Below are 20165 nucleotides of genomic sequence, written 5' to 3'. Positions count from 1 at the left end.
TGGGAGAGCACCATTCAGCTATTTTCGTAATACAGGTTAATATCGTACTCCTTTTTCATCAGCTCGAACAATTTATGCCTTTCTTTCCATTGTTGCTCTTCTTTCCATAAATCAGCGCTTTTTTGAATGATTTCGCAGCGAAGTGAGTGGAATTCTTCTTCTGCTTTGTCCGCATTTCGTTTGTAATGCAAAACGGCCCAGTACGACGTAAACAACAATAATAATATATACAAATGCGCTGTTTTTCCGAAAAACACCTGAACAAACGCCGCCCATGTGCCGCTCGGAACAACCAAATTAAATAAAACGTAGATGAAAAACGCAGTAAATCCGCTAAAAGTAACAATTTGCAAAAAAATGACGTTTTTCCTTAAACGTTCCCATTTTTGCTTTTTTTCAATCACTCCAAACAGCATTTGCTTCGTTACTTCATCAATGTGAAAATCTTCGAAAAATCCTTTGCTCACGGCCGAATCCCCTCATTTTTTCAGCAGCCTCTGCTATAAACGTATGTACGAGCCTGCTTGATTAGAACAAAAAAACGAGGATCTGCCCCTTATTTTTCCACGTCCACCATTGGAATTTGCAGCACCTGCCCTTTATGAAGCTGCATGCTTTTTAAATGGTTCCATTTTTTGATAATTTCCATTCCTTTATCACTTTGATAATATTTCATCGCGATGCTGTATAGCGTTTCATTTTCTTGCACCGTATGTGTAATCGTTTTTGGCTGCCCTCCTGAAGCTCCATCTTCTTTTTGCACGTCTGATTGAGGGCGCTCTTTTTTCTGCGTGCTAGGTCTGCTTAATGGTGGCGCAGTTTTTTCCTCGTCAGGAGCAATATCGATTTTCTCATAACTGCCTGTCTCGCTGCGCGTGATAACAGTCACAGTCTTTGAATCATTATGCGCATAATAAATGACTAACATTAAAACAGGGAGAGAAATAAAAAACAGCGCCAACAAACGGATAAGCGGATATTTTAATTTCCATTTCGCCCGCTTTTTCTCTTTCTTTCGTTTATGCACCTCTCTGCGCGATGGAAGCGACAGAACATCCTCATGTTTTTGTTCCACTGCCCCTCGCCATACTCCTTCTGCTTGTTCGTGCTGATTCACACACAATCGCCCCCGTCTTTTTGTTTCATGTTGCGAACATAGTCAAGGCGAATATCGACCGCCAAAATAAAATCGATAAGGAAATGGGCAAAAATCGTCACCCAAAGGCTGTTTGTCAATTGGTAAATATATCCGAGAAAAAAGCTTAACAAGACGACCATCGCAAATAAAAACAGCTTTTCCAAATAGCGCACGTGCAACAAAGCAAACACGATGCTGGCAACAAACAAGCCAAAATGCGTCTGGATGACGCCGCGAAACAGCAGCTCTTCGCTAAATGCGATCAATAAACATAAAAAAAAGATATGCGGAATCGACCGATTTTCAAAAATTTTTTCGTTAATTCCCCCATCATCATACCAATGCTCCGGCAAATAGCGCATTGACAAAAAATCGATGAATAAGACAATAGCGGCGCTCCCTCCGCCATACGTCAGCACCGTTGCGGCATCAAAATGCCAAATTTTTCGGAATGTCGAAATATCAAAAAGAAAAAACCCGGCAATAGCAGACACGACAATTAACAATAACTGGGTAACATATAAATGAATGAGTACTTCGCGGTCGCTCATCATGCGGATTTGTTCACTTTGCCGCCTCATCTAGACACGCCTCGCTTTAAAAGAAAATTCGCTTTAATTCCGCTTGCCAGCCATGAAAACGGAAATCCTTTTTCTCTGTCTCCACGCGCAAGTAACCCTCAAGCGGAAATCCGCACTGGTCGCAGCATAAATCCGGCTTGTTCGTCAATGATTGTTGAAAAGCGCGAACGATGAACTCCCGTCGGCATGAACGGTGAAAAACCCATTTTATCATTTCTCGCAGCTTCTTTCGCTTCCATTGTCTGCGTGTTTCGATCTTCTTCATTAGTTTTTCATACAAATCCGCAACTTCTTGTTCCGTCAGCGGCCGGGGGGAGGAAGCGACTCCTTCTGTTTCCAAAAAATACGTCAAAATCCGTTTCTGTACGTCTGTCAATGAACTTTCGCTCATTTGCTGTTCGAGACTATTCGGCGCCGCGCCATATAATCGCAAACTTTCGCATAATCGCTTCACCTGCGCATCTGTCGGCAATTCCGTTTCCATAAGAGATTGTACCATGTCCTCATCGCCATTGGTATACAGTAAAATCGCAATGCTCCTTTTTCCATCGCGCCCTGCCCTTCCAATTTCTTGCAAATACGCCTCCATTTGACCAGGCATATGAAAATGAATGACAAAACGAATATTTTCCTTATTCACACCCATGCCAAATGCGCTCGTACAGCAAACAATTTCCAATTGGCCGCGCAAAAATTGTTGCTGGACGAGCATCCGCTGTTCGGAATCCATTCCTCCGTGATAATAGGCGACTCGTTCGATTCCTTCCCTTTGTAGCTGCCGCGCCGCTGTTTCCGCCCATTGCCGGCTTGAAAAATAAATTAGCCCCGGACCTTGCAACATTTTGACATAATCAAACAGCTTTTTTACTTTTTCTTGAACAAACTCCGTTTTTTCTACTTTGATCGCGATATTAGGCCTGTCAACAGAGTAAATGTGCCGGCGCAGCGGCTGAAGCTGCAGAATATGCACAATATCATCCGTCACCTCAGGCGGCGCAGTGGCTGTCAACGCCAAACAAGTTGGAGAGCCGAGGCGCTTGCGAATTTCCCCTAACTTTAAAAAATCAGGGCGAAAATCATATCCCCACTGAGAAATGCAATGCGCTTCGTCGACGACAAACAAGGAAATGCGGATGTTCATCAGCGCATGAAGCAGCCGTTCCGACTGCAGCATCTCCGGGGAAACGTAAATAAACCGAAATTCATGCAGCCGCTCGATCGCTTTTCTTTTTACTTCCGTTTCTAAAAAACTATTAAAGGCGATGACTCTCTTTTCTCCCCGTTGCCGAAGCTGCTGCACTTGGTCTTCCATCAGCGAAACGAGCGGCGAAATAATTAACACACTGCCTTTTAGTACATATGCGGGAAGCTGATAGCAAAGCGATTTGCCTCCACCTGTTGGCAGCATCGCTAATACATCATATCCGCGCAAAATGTCTTCAATAATTTCCCGCTGTCCTTTGCGAAAAGAGGAATAACCAAATTTTTCGCGAAGCAACTGCTCTAATGTCACCACATTTCTCCTTCCTTTGCCAACACGAGGCGAATTTCAAAGTAGCTAACATCGTCAGCGACAGCATCGCGAATCGCTTTTAATTTTCGTGTTCGCAACTTTCGTACCGTTTCAATAATTTTTTCCGCCTTTTTCTCATTGATAAACGGGCGAATGGAAAACTGCGGAATATTTGCCGCAATCTCCACCACATGGTCTTCAATGGTGCTTCTTTTTAAGCGGCGCAACTGGGCGATTTCTTCAATCGACTTTCCGCGCAAGAGCCATTCATACGTTTTTCGTGTTGAAAACGTCAACGGTATAGGTAATGACAAATCATGCATTAATTCATGCAAAACGGATGGCCGTTTTGCTTCCGCTGTGGCCATCATATAATGCAGCACGTTTTGAAATTGAAAGTGAACGTATACCGGGTCTTTTTGCAATAAAGAAGCGATTTGCTCATTGGTCCAGCCGATTCGCTCAAAACTCGTCAAGCGCAACACAAACACCGTTGCTTCTTCTTCCGACATGGAAGAAAGAATGTCATATATTTCTTCATAGAGCGTTTGCGCCAATTCCCGCGCCGTTTTTCTTTGCGATAATAAATAACGCTTTACCCAAATTAACGTTTCCTCATGGCGGTGAATCGGTTCGAAACGGGTGCGATGAAGCACGTTGGATAACGTTTGGACAAGCAAAGATAGACGGTACCAAAACCATTTTTCCGATGCATGATATCGCCATCCGTTGATATGAACAGGAAAAAACACGCGACACATCTGTTCATTGAGCAGCGTTTTTCCTGCTTCCGTCAACATATAGGAACGGTTTTGTACAGGGGAAATCAATCCGTTTTCCAGCAATTGCTCGGCTAATGCCTCGATATCGTTTAACGTGACTTCTTTCCATGTCCCAAAAAAACGTTCTAACTGAAACCATTTGCTATCTTGCAACGTTTGCGATGATTTTTTTCCAGAAAACAGATGGTATATCGCAGATAAAGACCGTTCCCCGTTGAAACGGTGTAAGCAAAATAACATCAGAAATAACGCATACCCGCCGTTCATCCATGCTGCTCCTTTATCAAACTTTTAGTTAATATCATTTGTAATTGTAACAAAAACATCTGCTAAGTTTCTCCCATAAAGTTTTCTCTGTTTAGAAAAATGGAAAATGGGAAAATGTAAAAATGGTCATGTGCGAAATAGCGATATCGCATTTTTATATTGAAAAGTTGCAAAAACCGTCTTATTATAAGAAGTGAAGTTCATTTCCGAGTACATTACACGGAGATGACCCATCCGTTTGAAATAGAATTTGAGGAGGTTTTTATTTATGCCAAAATATACGATTGTCGATAAAGAAACATGTATTGCATGCGGTGCATGTGGTGCTGCAGCGCCGGATATTTATGACTACGACGAAGATGGCATTGCATACGTAACACTTGACGACAACCAAGGAATCGTGGAAGTGCCGGAAATTCTTATTGACGACATGATGGATGCATACGAAGGATGCCCGACTGAATCCATCAAAGTCGCAGACGAGCCATTTGACGGTGATCCAAATAAATTTGATTGATAAAAACGCCCTCTTGTATGCAAATGCAAGAGGGATTTATTTATGTTTAAATGAGCCCTTTATGCCCTCAAAACTGCTTTTCTTTTATAAAAGATGAAGTCCAACACTTTGTGTAAAAATAAATGGCACAATGCAGTTTCATTCCCCAGATTCCAAGTTTGCTGGACAGGAAATGGATTTTACACAATCATTGGGACTCGACCTTCATAAGCAGCATTCATCCATCTAAGCGCTCCTATGAAAAAACATGTTCCCGTTTCTTCTCGATTGTTTTGCGCCAAAATCCGTTGCCTCATATTCGCGCGTCATCCGTTGGTAATCCGCTTTCGGAAGCCGGACCATCTTTCGCTAAAAGCGACCAGAACGGAACATCAAGTTGCATTTATATAGTTGCTACACTTTACCATCTATTCTATAATAGAAACGCATATATACATATAAAAGGAGGAAATGATTGTGGCGTTCGAAAATAAAGTTGTCGAAGCATTTATCGAAATTCCGACAGGAAGCCAAAACAAGTACGAATTTGACAAAGAACGGGGCATTTTCAAACTAGACCGCGTCTTATACTCTCCAATGTTTTATCCAGCAGAATACGGATATTTGCAAAACACGCTTGCATTAGATGGCGACCCGCTTGACATTTTGGTCATCACCACCAATCCAACATTCCCTGGCTGCGTAATTGATACACGCGTCATCGGTTATTTAAACATGATTGACAGCGGTGAAGAGGACGCGAAATTAATCGGTGTTCCTGTCGAAGATCCGCGTTTCGATGAAGTCCGCAGCATTGAAGATCTTCCGCAACATAAATTAAAAGAAATTGCTCATTTCTTTGAACGCTATAAAGATTTGCAAGGAAAACGGACGGAAATCGGCGCGTGGGAAGGTCCGGAAGCTGCCGCCAAACTCATTGACGAATGCATTGCCCGCTACAATGAAAATAAAAATAAATAACGGGAAAGACGCCCAAGTAAACGAACGACGGCTTGGGCGTTTTTTCATTCAGGAAAATCCGAACATTTCGTAGTAAAAACGTTTACATTGGTATGACTTCTTATCATTTCATTGACAGATTGTGCTTTATTATGATAAATTATCAGAAATTTAAAATTCTTGATAAGAAAGGAGCTCACCATCGTGTTTCGCATTTTAGTTTCCGACGCAATTAGCGAAGAAGGATTAGCCCCACTACGAAAATCCGAACAAATTGAAATCGTACAAAAAAAGGTAACAGAAGTGGAAGATCGACTTCATGAATTTGATGCCTTACTTGTTCGTAGCGCTACGAAAGTAACCGAAGAACTCCTTTCTAAAATGCCAAATTTAAAAATCATCGGGCGCGCTGGTGTGGGGGTTGACAATATTGATGTGGAAGCGGCAACAAAACGTGGAATCATCGTCATTAACGCGCCAAACGGAAATACGATTTCCGCTGCTGAACACACATTCGCCATGATGGCCGCACTTGTGCGCCATATTCCGCAAGCGCATATTTCTGTGAAATCTCGAGAGTGGAATCGCTCTGCTTTTGTTGGAACCGAATTGCAAGGAAAACATTTAGGAATTATCGGATTTGGCCGCATCGGGTCCGAAGTTGCCAAACGCGCACGCGCGTTCGGTATGTTTATTCACGTATACGACCCATTTTTGACAAAAGAACAAGCGGAAAAACTTGGCGTATCGATTCATACACTCGACGAAGTGCTTGCCTGCTCGGATATTATCACTGTGCATACTCCATTAACGAAAGAAACAAAGGGGCTTCTTGGCGAAAAGAATCTGGCGAAAACGAAAAAAGGAGTATACCTTATCAACTGTGCCCGCGGCGGCATTATTGATGAACAAGCATTAATCCCATTTCTGCAAAACGGCCATGTTGCCGGGGTAGCTCTTGACGTATTCGAACAAGAACCCCCGGGCGACCACCCGCTGTTTGCGTTTGACAATGTGATTTTCACGCCGCATCTCGGCGCTTCAACGGTCGAGGCGCAACTGAACGTCGCCACGCAAGTCGCTGAAGAAGTATTGCAATTTTTAGAAGGAAAGCCAGTGACATCGTCTATTAATCTACCAACATTGTCAAAAGACGTGTACGAAAAAATTCAAGCGTTCTACAATTTAGCGAAAAAAATGGGAACCATCGCATCACAATATATGAATATTCCTGTTCAAGAACTATCCGTCACATATGCGGGAACGGTTGCCGACTTAGAAACGACGTACATCACGCGCAGCCTGCTTGCTGGATTTTTACGGCCTCGCGTCGCTTCGACGGTCAACGAAGTGAACGCGGCGATGATCGCAAAAGAACGTGGCATTACGTACGGGGAAAAATTTTCCGACGAAACGCACGGTTATGCAAACTGCATCTCTCTTACCGTGCATGGGGAAAACAAAACGTTTACGATTAAAGGCACACATATTCCAAACTATGGCGACCGTATCGTTCATTTTGACGGATTTACGATCGATTTTGCGCCTGAAGGACATCTTCTTTACATCCAACACCAAGACCGTCCAGGAATGATCGGAAAAGTCGGAAATATTCTCGGCGAGCACCAAGTGAACATTGCCACAATGCAAGTCGGACGCCAACAAGCTGGTGGAAAAGCAATTATGATGCTCTCATTAGATAAACCGATTGATGATGCTTTACTTCAAAAATTAACGGAAATTGAAGATATTGAAACGGCGAAAAGAGTGGAAGTGTAGCGGATTTCATAAAAAAGAAACGGATTTCTGGTTATCAAGACCTAAATAAATTATAAAAAGGAGAACACATATTATACATGGCTAATATGTGTTCTCCTTTTATCTTTTATTAAACTAAAGAACCCGTTCGTTTAATAGGATTACTTATAGTTCCTTGATGGAAAAACATTTGCCATCTTCCACCTATAAATTTCCAAATTGAACTACGTAAAGTATGTTGCATTCTTGTTTCATCTTTTACACGATATGTCGTTAACACCACATCTTCTGATAAAAGGTGTATATCAAAATCATAAAGAGTCATTTTCCTTACACTAAGTCCACTTTCTCCAACACAATCCTTTTTATACCAAACATTCCCTGAACTTCTGAATTCAAAAAAATCGTCTGCAAGTAATTTTTCCAGTTCTGCTGGTGTCGTGCGAATTTCAGGTTCTAACAACCGTTTCTCTAACTGACATAAATACTTTTTTAATGCAGATTTATTCTCCCGCTGTAGGATATGTTCTCCTCCTTATTTAAAGGTTCCATTATATACATAATAGACCATATTTTCAATATCTACATAATGAATCTATTATGTATGAAAAAAGAGGATATATGTCCTTATGCTGAACATAATATCCTCTAAATAGATTTAAATATTCCCTGCATTGGGCGCGTTTCGTGTGTTTCATCCAAGCGGCACCGCTTTTCTTTCGCCTTTTTGAAATGTCATGATCTCCGTATAACCAACGCTTTTCGCCAGCGCAATCGCTTTGTCATAATCCGCTCCTACATGTTCAGGAACGTGCGCATCGGATGAAAGGACGATCGGAATCCCTTTATCATAGCACATTTGCAATAAACGTTTATCAGGATAAAGTTCGCCAACCGGTTTGCGCAATCCGGCGGTGCTAATTTCCACACACGTTTTTGAATTCGCAAGCGCTGTTGTAGCGCGGTCATATTGTTCTAATAAAAATTCTTCATCCTCCGGAACATATTTAAAAATTTTGACTAGATCGATATGACCGATAATATCAAATAAGTTCGATTCGGCTAAGGTGACAACTTGGTCAAAATATTTGCGATATGTATCGTATAAATCCCGGCGTTCCCATTCTTTCCGATATTCCGCCAAATCAATGCCGAAATCATCAACCCAGTGGATGGAGCCAATCACATAATCAAAATCGTATGACTGAATAAATTCCGCCATCTCTTCATGTTTTCCCGGCGTATAATCCATTTCGATGGACATTTTCACATCAATTCCGGCATCCCACGCTTCATGGAAAAGCCGGACATAATCTGCCATATCATAATAGCGGCGTTCGTCCACCCATGGATTCGACAAAATATTTTTCGTTTGGTAAAAATGATAGGCATGTTCGGATATGCCGAAATGTTGAATTCCTTTGCGCGCCGCTTCATCGGTGAATTTGCGCAAATAGCCGAGCGTCAATGTTCCACGCTCCAAATGATTATGATAGTCTGTTAACATCAATGATCGCCTCCCACTATTTTCTATCATTATATCGCACGAAAATGGGAGAGAACAACAATTTTCACGAATTTTCGCAATGTCACCCGGTCATCCCGATCATAAATAACAGCCGGATGCAAGCAGCCATCCCCGCCACTACCAGCAAACGTCTCATCACATCGCCCATCATCATTCATCCTCCTCGTTATTTTTCCACCATATATGTATTATGTCAAAAAAGAAGCAAATAGAACTTCATTTTTGCCGCGCTTATTTTGCAGGCGAAATAGCCACAATCGGATTCGGACCGACGGGCACAGCAATCTTCTTGCCAAATATATATGGACCGATCCGTTTTACATTCCCGCCCATAAACGTCACTGAACGAAAGCCAAACTCTTTAGCGGTAAGTAAAATCGCTTCAACCATCCAGTATGTCGACGGAAAGGCGTCAAGCTGCGAATCCAAAGCAAATCGAATAACGACATTATCTTGCCGCACGTCCACTCTCTCAATGTGAACCCCTTGCGGAATCGCCGAACGCATCGATGCATCCACATCTTTTTTCATTTGTTTCAACGCCTCGAAAAACGTCCGAAAACGTTGCGACGACGGAACAAGAAATATTGGATGCGCCGGGCCTCGCTGATATAAATAATACGCCCGTTTCTTATTGGAAATTTTCATCGACCTGACATAACCTCTGTGACTAAATTCCATTCCTTCCTTATTTTCGGTAAAAAAACGAATTTTCTTTCCGCCCATCCATCGTACCGTTTCTTCAATGCTTGATAGAAACATCGTTTCGCTCGTTAATCCTTCGAAAAAAACCGGATTTTGTTTGGAAACGCGAACAATCCAGACTTGCTTGCTTTCACGAGAAGGTTCCATCGTTACCCCATTGAGCAAACGCTTCGAGACTCCCCATGTTTGTTCATCAATTTGCGTTTTCGCCGTTTCAAGCTGCCGCTTTACTGATTCATATTTTTTTACCGGAACACTAAGCGGAATGATAACTTGGGACTGCTCGTCAGGCAACCCTACTACCGCGATATCTTGGCCATTCAATGCTTCTTTTTCCACAATGCGTGATGGAATGTCGTCGTGTTCATTTGCTGACAAAAGCGGTCGACTCTCGCTGGAACGATGTTCGGCCTGTAACGTGATAATACGTTGATCCGGTTTTTCTGCTTTTTCTTCTGACTCTCTTTTCATCGGGAGGCTTGGCACACTAAGAGCAACAACGATCATGGCAGCAACGACCGAGGCGAGCGATGGAAGAAACCACGCTTTCAACCATGCTATTTTTCTTGCTTTCACCAACTGTCGATACACTTCTTCTTTCGAACGATGATCTTTTATCATCGGCATTTGTTGCAACGTATGCTGGAGGCACTCGTCATTCCATGGAAATTTTTTCACGTTGTTTTCCTCCTTTCGCTGCTTCTTCCTCCATGTACCTTTTTAACACTTTTAACGCCCGGTGCTGTGTCGTTTTTACTTTGCTTTCCGTCCATCCTAACGTTTCTGCCGTTTCTGTAATCGATAAAGACTGGATAAAGCGCAGTATAATCACAAGCTGCTGATCAACGGTGCAACGTTCTAAACAGCGGTACATAAGTCGAATTTCTTCTTTTTGAATCGCAATTTCCTCGGGGAGCGGCTGTATGTCGCAAAGTTGGTCATCGTTCCAATCAAATTTTTCCGATATTTTCTGTCTCCAACTTTTTTGTTTGCGAAAAAAATCGATGGCCACGTGGCGCGCAATGGATAACAGCCATGTCTTTTCGCTGCTTTTCCCTTTAAAGCGCTTATATGAACGCAATACTTTTATGTATACTTCCTGAACGAGATCTTCCGCCTGTTCCCGATTTCTCACCATATAAAATAAAAAATTAAAAATGTCCTCATGATACTTTTCGTACAACTCCTCAAAGACGGAGTCCATCCTTTCTCCTCCCCATTCTACTTACATCTGTCGATTTGGCAAATCATTTCGTCACAACTATCATAAAGTTTCTTCGCGAAAAAAGGAAGAATATTTACGGAATATTCTTCCTTTTTGCTTCTCCGTATTCATTTATAAGTGCAATTCGAGCGGAAAAAATAAATCTTTTGCGATCTTTTTTATTTCTTCCTCCATATGAGAATGGTAACTGATTAATAGAGAAGTCGCTGGGCCTGATGAGTCGAAAAGCGGCAACGCGCAGGAGCAAGGTGAAGCGGAAAGGCCGTTAGCATGAAGCAATTGTTGCAGTTCGTAATAAATTCCTTTAGAACCAATCGGCACAAGTTCATAAATGCCATTTTGTTTTAACAGTTCCCGAAACAAAGAGAGAGAAAGCATCCGCTCTTTGCGCTTCAATACCTCATCGCCGACAAGCGGCTCCCCAATCACTGCAAATTTTGCATCCGGCGGGGTAATTCCGACCCGTTTCCGCTCCGCTTGTATCGTACCAACAACCGTTATGCCAACAGCGGACTGCAACGTCGGAAAGTTGGATTCACTGCTTCCGACAATCGGAACATCCATACGCAATTCATCACACGTCTGGCGAATGCCGTTGCAAAGCGTTTCCCATGCCTCGTCGTTCACGAAATTTTGCAGCACCACTGCGTGCGGCTTCGCTCCAACGCTCAATACTTCCATAAACGCAACGCGCGCGGCAAAATACGCAACGACATCATACGGAGCGCTTACGGCATCCATCTCTTTCTCCCCAACCGCCGCCGAACCATCCGCCGCTACTACTAATTCAGTATCATCATAAAGCGGCAAAAACAGCACATCACGCATATGTCATCTTCTCCAATTCGATTTATTTTTTCTCTTCCTTGTCGCGAAACACGATCGCGCTCCGTTCATATTCGATGTCTTTTACTCCTAAACGCGCGTTAATGACGCGGGCGGCCGCAAAAAAGTAATCAGACAAACGATTCACGTATTGCAGCACGATTTCGTTCATCGGCTCTGCTTTGCTTAATGAAACGATGCATCGTTCCGCTCTTCTTGTTACTGTGCGGGCAACATGGAGCGCCGCTGCAGCCGGGGAGCCGCCGGGCAAAATAAATTTTTCCAGCGGCGGCGCTTCTTTGACATATTCATCGATGCGCGTTTCCAAAAACGTCACCATCTCCGCCGTTACTTTATACGGAAGCTTTCCATTTACAATCGCCAAATCGCCGCCGCAATCAAATAATTCATGTTGAATTTTCTGCAATTCCGCACAAATATCTGGAAATTTTTCCTTATCTAACAGCGCCAGCGCCTGCCCGACAAACGAGTTCACTTCATCTAGTGTACCATATGCCTCCACGCGCAGATGGTCCTTATCGACACGCCCGCCAATTAAGCTCGTTTTCCCTTTATCGCCTGTTCTCGTATATAGCTTCATATCATTTCTCCCCCTTATTTCATTCGTTCTGCTAATCCGCACCAAACGCGATCGACGCGGTCGCAGAGCTGCGCCAGTTGCTGATAGCACCAGCCGGTTACATCGCGCCATAACCGCTTTTCTTTTTCTACTGGAACAACCCCTTGCGTAATGTCGGTGCCAATCCACACAACCGTTCGGCCGGCACCTTGCTGTTCCCACTCATGCCACTTTTGAAACATATGCTTCCAATACGTTACATCTGGAATGCGGCGAATCGCCGCTTCCAATCCTTCCAATACAACGACTCGTTCGATTATATTCGCATCTGGCTCGCCATATTCGCGCTCATATCCGTTATACCAAACGACATCGTTCCGTTCTCCTATCCGGTAGTAAGCGCGCGCCCATTTTCGTTTTCCTTGAAAAGCACCTCCGACAATGAAATGCATCGTTTTTTCTCCTTCCATCTCACGAGTGTCGATTGCAAGGTAAATCCGCCGCCAAACGGCACTATCCATTCCCAAAACGGCTGCTTTTGCGGAGCGTAGCGCTCCAATACGCAACGAATCGGGCCGCCATGCGTAACGACGGCGACATGATTTGCATTTGCTTGCTCGGCAAGCAGGATCGTTTGTTCAAGCGCTTCTTCCACCCGCTGGCAAAAAGCTTGGTAGCTTTCTCCGTTTGGCGGCGCCATCACTAGCGGCGAGCTCAGCCATTGTTGGTACTCTTTTATTTCTTTCAACTCTAAAAACGTTTTTCCTTCCCAATCGCCAAAATGCATTTCCCGCCATTGCGCCATTTCATATTTGTCACCGCCATAGTTTCTAAATAAAAGCTCGCGCGTCTGCCTACAGCGGAGCAAATCGCTTGACACAAGCAAATCGACAGGCTTAAAAAGCGGCAAGTCTGCTTGGAGAAGCCGCGTTTTTTCCGGTTCGGCAAGCGACACGTCCATGTGTCCGATATATCGCTTTTCTTTATTTTCCGGCGTCATCCCGTGACGGATTAGCGTAATAGCCAAATCATCAACCATAGCCACGTTTCCACCCCCTCAACAAATGCTCCAAGCGTATCGCCGGTAATGCCGCCAAACTGTTTTTCAAAAAACAAACGTGCAACCAAAACGGCAAACATCGTTCCACCAACAAGCAAAACCACCGTTTCGAAAACAGAAACGGCCGCGATGCATACACTCGCAAGCAAGCAACCGCCGATAGCAACCGCCACATATGCGTCACGGCGTTCGATATGTTCCCGAAAGGCTGCCGCCATGCCGGTTTGTTTCGCGGGTTTTCCATAGATAAGCAGCCATGTCATTGCGATTCTTGAAAGCAGCGGAATAGCAACAATGAGAAACACGTCAAGGTGGGAGCGTATTGTTTCAAATATGAATAAAAAGCGAAACGAAAGCAAACATAAAATGGATAATACAGCAAACGCCCCGACGCGCGAATCGCTCATAATTTCTTGGCGGCGCTTTATATCCCGATACGAAAAAAATGCGTCGCTTACGTCCATCCAACCATCGGCATGCAACCCTCCCGCAAGCCAAACAGATAGCCACAGGAGGGAAAGCGCAAGAAACAACGGTGAAAACGAAGAAAAGGAAGAAAAAACGAAATACGCCAACGCTTCAACGCCGCCAATCAGCGCTCCGACAAGCGGAAACGTGCGGACAGACCAGCGTGCTGTCGCATCGTTCCAATCAATTTGCTTCCGAATCGGGATTACCGTCAAAAATTGAACAGACAATAAAAACCCGCTCCAAATTGCTTTCATAAGCATGATTCTCCTTTTTTTACAACGGCGACGCCGTTTTGTACTAAAATGGCAACTTGTGCGTTAGCGACAATTTGTTGATGAAGCCAGCCGAGCATTTTCATAAAATGGTATGTCCCTAAATCATCCGGCACCCCTCCCGAAAACAATTCATTGGAAACGATAATCAGCGCTCTGCTCGCTTTCTCTAATTGCTGCAGCGTCGCCCACATTTGCCTTGCCTTTCGAAAACAAACCGTTTCCTTTTGCCAGCCTTCATCGGCAAACAATTCATTGGCAAGCCAGTTCGTTACACAATCAAGCAAGACGACATCGTTTTTTGTGAAAACAGGAATGAGTTTGGCCAGCCGCACCGGCTGTTCCCATGTCGTCCATTTCACCGCTTGTTTCTGCCGCCGCTTTTGGTGATGAGCAATCCGCTGTTTCATTTCATCATCAGCTGCCTGTGCCGTTGCGATATAGTGTAAAGCACTTTCCGGCGATGCCAGCTTTTGTACATAAGCTTCAGCAATTCGGCTTTTCCCGCTCCGGACGCCGCCGCTAATAAACACAATCATCGCGCCCACCGCCTTAGCACGTGCAGCAATTGATCGTTTTCTTCCTTCGTTTTCACCGCTAAACGCAAATACTTGCCGTCAAGGCCGCGGAAATTTATCGTATGGCGCGGTACAATTCCTTCCCATAATAAGTGATAAAACAGCGCTTCAGTGGAACGGTTCGGCAGCCGCAATAAATAAAAATTGACGACGGACGGCGAAACGTAATACCCATACTCCCGCAAAACCTCCGTTATCCGCGCTCGTTCAGCGGCAATCATCCGTTTTGTTTGCGCAACAAACTCGTCCATTGGCAAAAAATGCAACGCCAGCTGCTGGGCAACCTTGCTTACGCTCCATGGCGGCTGCAGCGCTTTTATTTGCGCGATGATCTCTTCATTGGCAACCATATAGCCGATGCGCGCCCCTGCCAAATGATGAATCTTCGTTAATGACCGCAGAACGATCAGATGGGAAAAATGATCGATCCACTGCAATGCGGTAAATCCATCCTCCCAAAAATGGTAAAACGCTTCATCGATGACGACAAACGTTTTCGCCTTTTCCGCCGCCATAAGCAATTCATACAATTCTTCTTCGGTCATTACCGTTCCCGTTGGATTGTTTGGATGGCATAAAAAGAAAGCATCAACATCCTTTAATAACATCGTTAACTCGCTTAATTCATATTTCCAGCTTCTCTCTTCATTTGAGACAAGCGAAACGATCTTGCAGCCGTGCGCTTTACAAGCACGGCGATATTCAGAAAACGCCGGTTCGGCGATGCCAATCCGCTTTTGAGAAAACAACTGTCCTAGCAAATAAATGCATTCCGAAGCGCCGTTGGCCATTAAGATTCGCTCGCGGGCAATTCCTTCGGCGCGCGCCAGCAAATCAACCAATTGCGAGGTGTCCGGATCCGGATATTCCATCGCCCAGCGGCAAAAATCGGTTTGTGTCGGCCAAAGGGACAACGGCAGTACATATGGATTGGTGTTGACGCTAAAGTCGACGTACGCCGCCGGAGCCGGAATCCCAAGATGCTTATACAATTGCTGAGGATTTGCGCCATGCGCTGGCAAATTCAATCATCATCCCCCCTATAAAAAGCAATATCGCAAACGATAAAACCGTCACGAGCATGATCCGCACCGCTTGGCGAATATGATCTTTTTTCAGCGGAATGAGCGGATCGCCGATCGTCGGACGGTGTGAAACGATTCCTTTATATGTATTCGTTCCGCCAAGCTGCACGCCAAGAAGCGCCGCCATCGCCGCCTCCGGCCACCCGCTGTTTGGGCTTGGATGCTTGCGGGCGTCGCGAAAAAGCACCCGAAAGCAATGGCGCATTCGCCTTCCGCCATGAACCAATACCATCACCATCGCCGTCAGGCGAGCCGGCACGTAGTTAACAACATCGTCCAAACGAGCGGACGCCCAGCCAAACTCGCGATACGTATTATTTTTGTAACCGAGCATCGAATCGCATGTGTTCACGGCCCGGTAAAAAAGCGCCAACGGCGCACCGCCGATGAAAGCGTAAAACAGCGGCGCGGTAATGCCATCGCTCGTATTTTCCGCCACCGTTTCCACACAAGCGCGCACGATTTCCGATTCTCCCAAATTTTCTGTATCCCTGCCGACAATCATGCTTAATTCGCGCCGCGCTTTTTCCATGTCTCCCTGTTCCAAAGGAATGAGCACATTCCAGGCAGCTTCCTGCAAGCTTTTCGCGGCGATCGCCGTAAAAATCAGGACCGCTTCGACGATCACGCCAAACAGCGACGAAAGCGAATAACTGATATATACAGCAAAAAACGACAGGCCGTAGACGATTCCCGTTACCGCCACGGCGGCGACGATTCCTTTTGCGCGCCGATACCGCCCTTGATTCAGTCGTTGATCCAAAAAAGCAATCAACGATCCGATCGCGCGCACAGGATGCGGGAGCCAACGAGGGTCTCCAATCAGCACATCAAGCAACAATGCCAGCGCAATCGCGAAAAGATGGCTCACGACGATCCCCTCCGCTGTTGATAGCGGCGCAACGCTTCTTTTGTCGCTTCATAAACGGTGCGCCCTATCGCTTTCCCAAGCGGCGTGATCGTTCCAGCATATGGAAATGTTTTCCCTGTTTGCGTCGCAGCAATCGCGATGCAATCCGTCGATGTTCCTGTTGCATAAGTGTTTGTCTCCGGATCGATAATTTTTTCATCGTATAGCGCTTTTGTTTTCGCTTCCGTCGCCGTCATTACTGCTTGCACATATGCTGCCTCCGTTAAATTCCCGTCAATGAATACGATAATGTTGATTGTGCCAATTTTTTGATCGAACCGCGCCCGTTTCCACGCCTGTGCGGCATCGACGGCGTTTCCCACTCCAGCGGTCACGACGGTCCATACAGAAAACGCGTCGTGTTTTTCATACATGCAAACGGCATCTTCGACCGAAACAGCGGTCATCATTCCAATCGTTTGTTGGACGGGAAAGCCGCGGCGCCGCAAATAATGTTTCATCTCTGCTTCCGCATCTTTGCAATCATAATCTTTGGAAACTTGGCGATTGACAAAATGTGTCGCCCATTGAAATCCTGATCCGACAAGCGCTGATGATAACACCTTCAGCGGCGAGGAGGCGCTGATGGCGACGCAGTCCTCCAACATTTTCCACATGAATCGTTCACGCAGTTCGCCGCGTTGTAAACGAGGAAACTCCCATTCGCGCAAAAACGCCATGAGCGGTTTGGAGACGGTCGGATGCGCTTGCCTGCTTACCGGCGCTTGGAATACAGAATTTAACAGTTCACGCTCCATCAATTCTTCCGGTGCCCCTAGTGCAACTACCTCGCCGCTTTTTAGCATTAAAAGCCTGTCACAATATAAACTAGCAATGTTGATATCATGAAAAATCGCAACAACGGTGAGCATTTTTTCTTTCGCCCATCGGACAAGCTGGTCCAATAGCTTTATTTGTTGGGTAATGTCCATATGATTCGTCGGTTCGTCCAGCAACAAAAGCCGGGGCTGCTGCGCAAGCGCCCTTGCTAAATAAACGCGCTGACGTTCTCCCCCGCTCAAACGGTCAATTCCTTCTTCTGCCTTTTCCGTTAGCCCCACTTCTTCGATTGCCGTTTTCACCGCTTGTTCATCTTCTGCCGTCCATGTTGGAAATAGGCCGCTTTGATGAGCGTATCGTCCAAGTTCCACCGTTTCTTTGACCGTATATCCGAACGCCGCATCCATTGTTTGCGGAAGCACTGCGGCAAAGCGCGCCCATTCTTTTTGCGAAAAAGAGCGAAGCGGCCGACCGTTCACCGCAATACTGCCGCTTTGTAACGGCAGCTCTTTGCTTAATAGCTTCAATAACGTCGTTTTCCCGCTTCCGTTCGGCCCTAAAACCCCAAATATTTCACCTTTCGCTACGGTAAACGTCACATTATGAAGAACCCGTTTGCGATGATAGCGGTAAGACACGTTGTTCACTTCAAGCACATTCATCACGTCTTTCTTCTCATTCTTCGAAAAAATAGCAATGCAAATAAAGGAGCGCCAATCAATGACGTAATCACGCCGATTGGCAGTTCTCTCGGCGAAATAATCGTGCGTGCCAACAAATCAGTAAGAACGAGAAACGCGCCGCCGTACAATAAGGAAAGCGGCAAAAGGAGACGATGGTTCGGGCCGCAGACAAGGCGAACCATGTGGGGAACGACCAATCCGACAAAACCGATCGTCCCAGAAACCGACACCGCCGCGCCGGTTAGCAGCGAAGCGCCGGTTAAAACCATCACTTTTCGCTTCGCCACATCGACCCCGATGTGCATAGCGGCCGACTCTCCAAAAGCGAAGGCGTTCAGTTCGCGCGCATTGAAAAGCAGCAACATTACCCCGACGAGAAAAAACGGAAGCATCATCATCGTATACTTCCAGCCGCGCATCGCCACGCTTCCCATCAGCCATGCAATAATTTGCCGCAATTCCTCCCCGGTCAGCGCGATCATTAAGGAAATAAGCGCGCTGAAAAACGCCCCAAACATAATGCCAACTAAAATGATCGTTTCTACGGACATTTTTCGTTCCACCGCCCGCGCAAACAAAAGAACAAGCACGAGCGTCGCAAGGCCAAAGACAATGCTGACAACGGGAAGCGTAAATGTGCCAAACAGCGGCAATTGAATGTTGAAAAAAATGACAAAAACCGCGCCGACAGAAGCGCCTGACGACACGCCGAGCGTATACGGGTCGGCAAGCGCGTTTTTTAATAATCCTTGAAACGCCGCTCCCGCGACGGCGAGCGAAGCGCCTACGAAAAACGCCAAAACCACGCGGGGAAGGCGGATCGCCATCACGATTTGCACAAAATCCCTAGGAACATCGTCCGGCAATGTTAATCCAAACCATTGTGATAAAAAGATCTTCATAATAGCAGAAAAGGGAATCGATAGAGAACCTATCGATATCCCTAGCAAGAGCGAAATGATAACGATCGTTATTGCTACTGCATACATCCATATATTACTGGAAAATATCTGGGTAAATTGCTTTTGCAAGTTCCTCTACTCCTTCGATCAAGCGTGGGCCCGGACGGCTTACTAAATCTGTATTTACATCATACACCCGTTTGTTTTTCACCGCCGGGACATCTTTCCAAGCAGGACGGTTCAATACTTGCTTCGCTCCGCCGTATGTGGTAATGATGACATCCGGCTTGTACGCGACCGCCTTTTCTTCTGTGACCATCGGCCACCCTTCTAAATTACCGGCAACGTTTTTCGCAGAAATCGCTTGAAGCATCTCATCCATAAATGTCCCTTTTCCGGCGGTATAAATTTGTGGCGGCGGCGATACTTCCACCCATACTTTGGCTTGATCTTCCTCTTTTATTTGTTTTGCTTTTTCCTTTATCCCTTCTAATTTTGTTTTCATATTTTTCACGATTTCCTGCGCTTTATCGGCAGTTCCAGTCGCTTTGCCAATCAGCTCGATGGAATCATATACGTCCGCAAATGATTTCGCATCGTTGACAACTAATACAGTAATGCCTGCATCTTTCAATTGCTGAAGCCCGTCTTTTGAATTATGCGCGCCTGACGCATGAGCAAGCACTAAATCTGGCTTCAGCGAAATGATTTTTTCCACATTAAACTCCATTCCGCCGATTTTTTCTTTCTTTTTCACATCTTCCGGATAGTTGTCAAAATCGCTGACGCCAACGATTTTATCGCCTAATCCTAACGCATAGGCGATTTCCGTGTTGCTTGGGATTAAAGAAACGATTTTTCGCGGTTCCGACTTAATCGTCACTTCTTCCCCTGATCCATCTTTCACCGTTACCGGAAACGCTGCTTGCTCCGCTTTCGGCTCCTCTTTTTTGGCAGGCTCTTTGCTTGCGTTTTCCCCGCTGCATCCGAATAAGAGGCCGAATGCCAGCGCAAATACAAATAGCAGCACATACCGTTTCCATTTTTTCATCTTTTGTTCCCCCTT

23 protein-coding genes are annotated in these 20165 nt (G+C 45.4%); 3 read left to right on the top strand and 20 right to left on the bottom strand.

Annotated elements, in window-relative coordinates:
* Nucleotides 1-14 precede the first annotated feature (14 nt).
* The 5 genes from MWM02_RS06575 to MWM02_RS06555 form a co-directional block, all read right to left on the bottom strand.
* Entirely contained in the window at nt 15-467 is a 453-nt protein-coding gene (locus MWM02_RS06575; RefSeq protein ID WP_064550129.1) for a YpbF family protein, read from the bottom strand.
* An 89-nt stretch (nt 468-556) separates the two neighbouring features.
* Nucleotides 557-1117 (bottom strand): LysM peptidoglycan-binding domain-containing protein, encoded by a 561-nt coding sequence (locus tag MWM02_RS06570; protein ID WP_064550127.1) that lies wholly within the window; start codon nt 1115-1117, stop codon nt 557-559.
* Nucleotides 1114-1719, bottom strand: coding sequence for a CPBP family intramembrane glutamic endopeptidase (locus MWM02_RS06565; protein ID WP_064550125.1), 606 nt, complete (start codon nt 1717-1719; stop codon nt 1114-1116). Before MWM02_RS06565 ends, MWM02_RS06570 begins: the two co-directional genes overlap by 4 nt.
* Before the next feature lie 16 nt (nt 1720-1735).
* Complete coding sequence (locus MWM02_RS06560) at nt 1736-3235, bottom strand: RecQ family ATP-dependent DNA helicase (protein WP_244403250.1); 1500 nt, start codon at nt 3233-3235, stop codon at nt 1736-1738.
* Nucleotides 3229-4281 (bottom strand): YpbB family protein, encoded by a 1053-nt coding sequence (locus MWM02_RS06555; protein ID WP_244403248.1) that lies wholly within the window; start codon nt 4279-4281, stop codon nt 3229-3231. Before MWM02_RS06555 ends, MWM02_RS06560 begins: the two co-directional genes overlap by 7 nt.
* Before the next feature lie 268 nt (nt 4282-4549).
* Here MWM02_RS06555 and MWM02_RS06550 point away from each other — a divergent pair, with 268 nt between their 5' ends.
* The 3 genes from MWM02_RS06550 to serA all read left to right on the top strand — a co-directional run bounded on the left by MWM02_RS06550 (nt 4550) and on the right by serA (nt 7516).
* A complete protein-coding gene (locus MWM02_RS06550; protein WP_003249499.1) occupies nt 4550-4798 on the top strand; it encodes a ferredoxin in 249 nt (82 codons plus the stop codon).
* Nucleotides 4799-5254: 456 nt separating this feature from the next.
* Nucleotides 5255-5758, top strand: a complete 504-nt coding sequence (locus tag MWM02_RS06545) for an inorganic diphosphatase (protein WP_064550122.1) — start codon at nt 5255-5257, stop codon at nt 5756-5758.
* 183 nt (nt 5759-5941) lie between these two features.
* On the top strand, nt 5942-7516 hold the full coding sequence (gene serA / locus MWM02_RS06540) for a phosphoglycerate dehydrogenase (protein ID WP_064550121.1): 1575 nt from the start codon (nt 5942-5944) through the stop codon (nt 7514-7516).
* Nucleotides 7517-7625: 109 nt separating this feature from the next.
* Here the strand turns inward: serA and MWM02_RS06535 are convergent, their stop codons facing one another.
* The 15 genes from MWM02_RS06535 to MWM02_RS06465 form a co-directional block, all read right to left on the bottom strand.
* Nucleotides 7626-8018: a nuclear transport factor 2 family protein gene (locus MWM02_RS06535; RefSeq protein ID WP_256462216.1), complete on the bottom strand. Its 393-nt coding sequence runs from the start codon at nt 8016-8018 to the stop codon at nt 7626-7628.
* Between the two features lie 171 nt (nt 8019-8189).
* Entirely contained in the window at nt 8190-9002 is an 813-nt protein-coding gene (locus MWM02_RS06530; protein WP_244403244.1) for a histidinol-phosphatase, read from the bottom strand.
* Nucleotides 9003-9254: 252 nt separating this feature from the next.
* Nucleotides 9255-10406: a UDP-glucose 6-dehydrogenase gene (locus tag MWM02_RS06525; protein ID WP_244403242.1), complete on the bottom strand. Its 1152-nt coding sequence runs from the start codon at nt 10404-10406 to the stop codon at nt 9255-9257.
* Complete coding sequence (sigX, locus tag MWM02_RS06520) at nt 10384-10932, bottom strand: RNA polymerase sigma factor SigX (RefSeq protein ID WP_064550115.1); 549 nt, start codon at nt 10930-10932, stop codon at nt 10384-10386. The genes MWM02_RS06525 and sigX overlap by 23 nt, the downstream gene beginning before the upstream one ends.
* A gap of 132 nt (nt 10933-11064) precedes the next feature.
* Nucleotides 11065-11781 (bottom strand): AIR synthase related protein, encoded by a 717-nt coding sequence (locus MWM02_RS06515; protein ID WP_244403240.1) that lies wholly within the window; start codon nt 11779-11781, stop codon nt 11065-11067.
* Nucleotides 11782-11803: 22 nt separating this feature from the next.
* On the bottom strand, nt 11804-12379 hold the full coding sequence (locus MWM02_RS06510) for a cob(I)yrinic acid a,c-diamide adenosyltransferase (RefSeq protein WP_064550111.1): 576 nt from the start codon (nt 12377-12379) through the stop codon (nt 11804-11806).
* A gap of 14 nt (nt 12380-12393) precedes the next feature.
* Nucleotides 12394-12810, bottom strand: a complete 417-nt coding sequence (locus tag MWM02_RS06505; protein WP_244403238.1) for a bifunctional adenosylcobinamide kinase/adenosylcobinamide-phosphate guanylyltransferase — start codon at nt 12808-12810, stop codon at nt 12394-12396.
* The gene (locus tag MWM02_RS06500) at nt 12744-13397 is read right to left on the bottom strand and encodes a histidine phosphatase family protein (protein ID WP_064550331.1); all 654 of its coding nucleotides are present in this window, start codon (nt 13395-13397) and stop codon (nt 12744-12746) included. Before MWM02_RS06500 ends, MWM02_RS06505 begins: the two co-directional genes overlap by 67 nt.
* Nucleotides 13370-14143, bottom strand: a complete 774-nt coding sequence (gene cobS / locus MWM02_RS06495; protein ID WP_244403236.1) for an adenosylcobinamide-GDP ribazoletransferase — start codon at nt 14141-14143, stop codon at nt 13370-13372. The genes MWM02_RS06500 and cobS overlap by 28 nt, the downstream gene beginning before the upstream one ends.
* Entirely contained in the window at nt 14140-14700 is a 561-nt protein-coding gene (locus MWM02_RS06490; RefSeq protein ID WP_244403234.1) for a bifunctional adenosylcobinamide kinase/adenosylcobinamide-phosphate guanylyltransferase, read from the bottom strand. Before MWM02_RS06490 ends, cobS begins: the two co-directional genes overlap by 4 nt.
* Nucleotides 14697-15767, bottom strand: a complete 1071-nt coding sequence (gene cobD, locus MWM02_RS06485) for a threonine-phosphate decarboxylase CobD (protein WP_244403232.1) — start codon at nt 15765-15767, stop codon at nt 14697-14699. The genes MWM02_RS06490 and cobD overlap by 4 nt, the downstream gene beginning before the upstream one ends.
* The gene (gene cbiB / locus MWM02_RS06480; RefSeq protein WP_064550103.1) at nt 15724-16695 is read right to left on the bottom strand and encodes an adenosylcobinamide-phosphate synthase CbiB; all 972 of its coding nucleotides are present in this window, start codon (nt 16693-16695) and stop codon (nt 15724-15726) included. Before cbiB ends, cobD begins: the two co-directional genes overlap by 44 nt.
* On the bottom strand, nt 16692-18176 hold the full coding sequence (locus tag MWM02_RS06475) for an adenosylcobinamide amidohydrolase (RefSeq protein WP_244403230.1): 1485 nt from the start codon (nt 18174-18176) through the stop codon (nt 16692-16694). Before MWM02_RS06475 ends, cbiB begins: the two co-directional genes overlap by 4 nt.
* Nucleotides 18176-19228 carry a FecCD family ABC transporter permease gene (locus tag MWM02_RS06470; RefSeq protein ID WP_244403228.1) on the bottom strand — a complete coding sequence of 351 codons (1053 nt, stop codon included), beginning with the start codon at nt 19226-19228 and terminating at the stop codon, nt 18176-18178. The genes MWM02_RS06475 and MWM02_RS06470 overlap by 1 nt, the downstream gene beginning before the upstream one ends.
* Nucleotides 19194-20150, bottom strand: a complete 957-nt coding sequence (locus MWM02_RS06465) for an ABC transporter substrate-binding protein (protein ID WP_244403226.1) — start codon at nt 20148-20150, stop codon at nt 19194-19196. Before MWM02_RS06465 ends, MWM02_RS06470 begins: the two co-directional genes overlap by 35 nt.
* Nucleotides 20151-20165 lie beyond the last annotated feature (15 nt).

Source organism: Parageobacillus sp. KH3-4, assembly GCF_022846435.1.
Classification (GTDB): Bacteria; Bacillota; Bacilli; order Bacillales; family Anoxybacillaceae; genus Parageobacillus; species Parageobacillus thermoglucosidasius_A.
The sequence above is the reverse complement of the archived record's forward strand: the minus strand, read 5'-3'. Positions and strand labels throughout refer to the sequence as shown.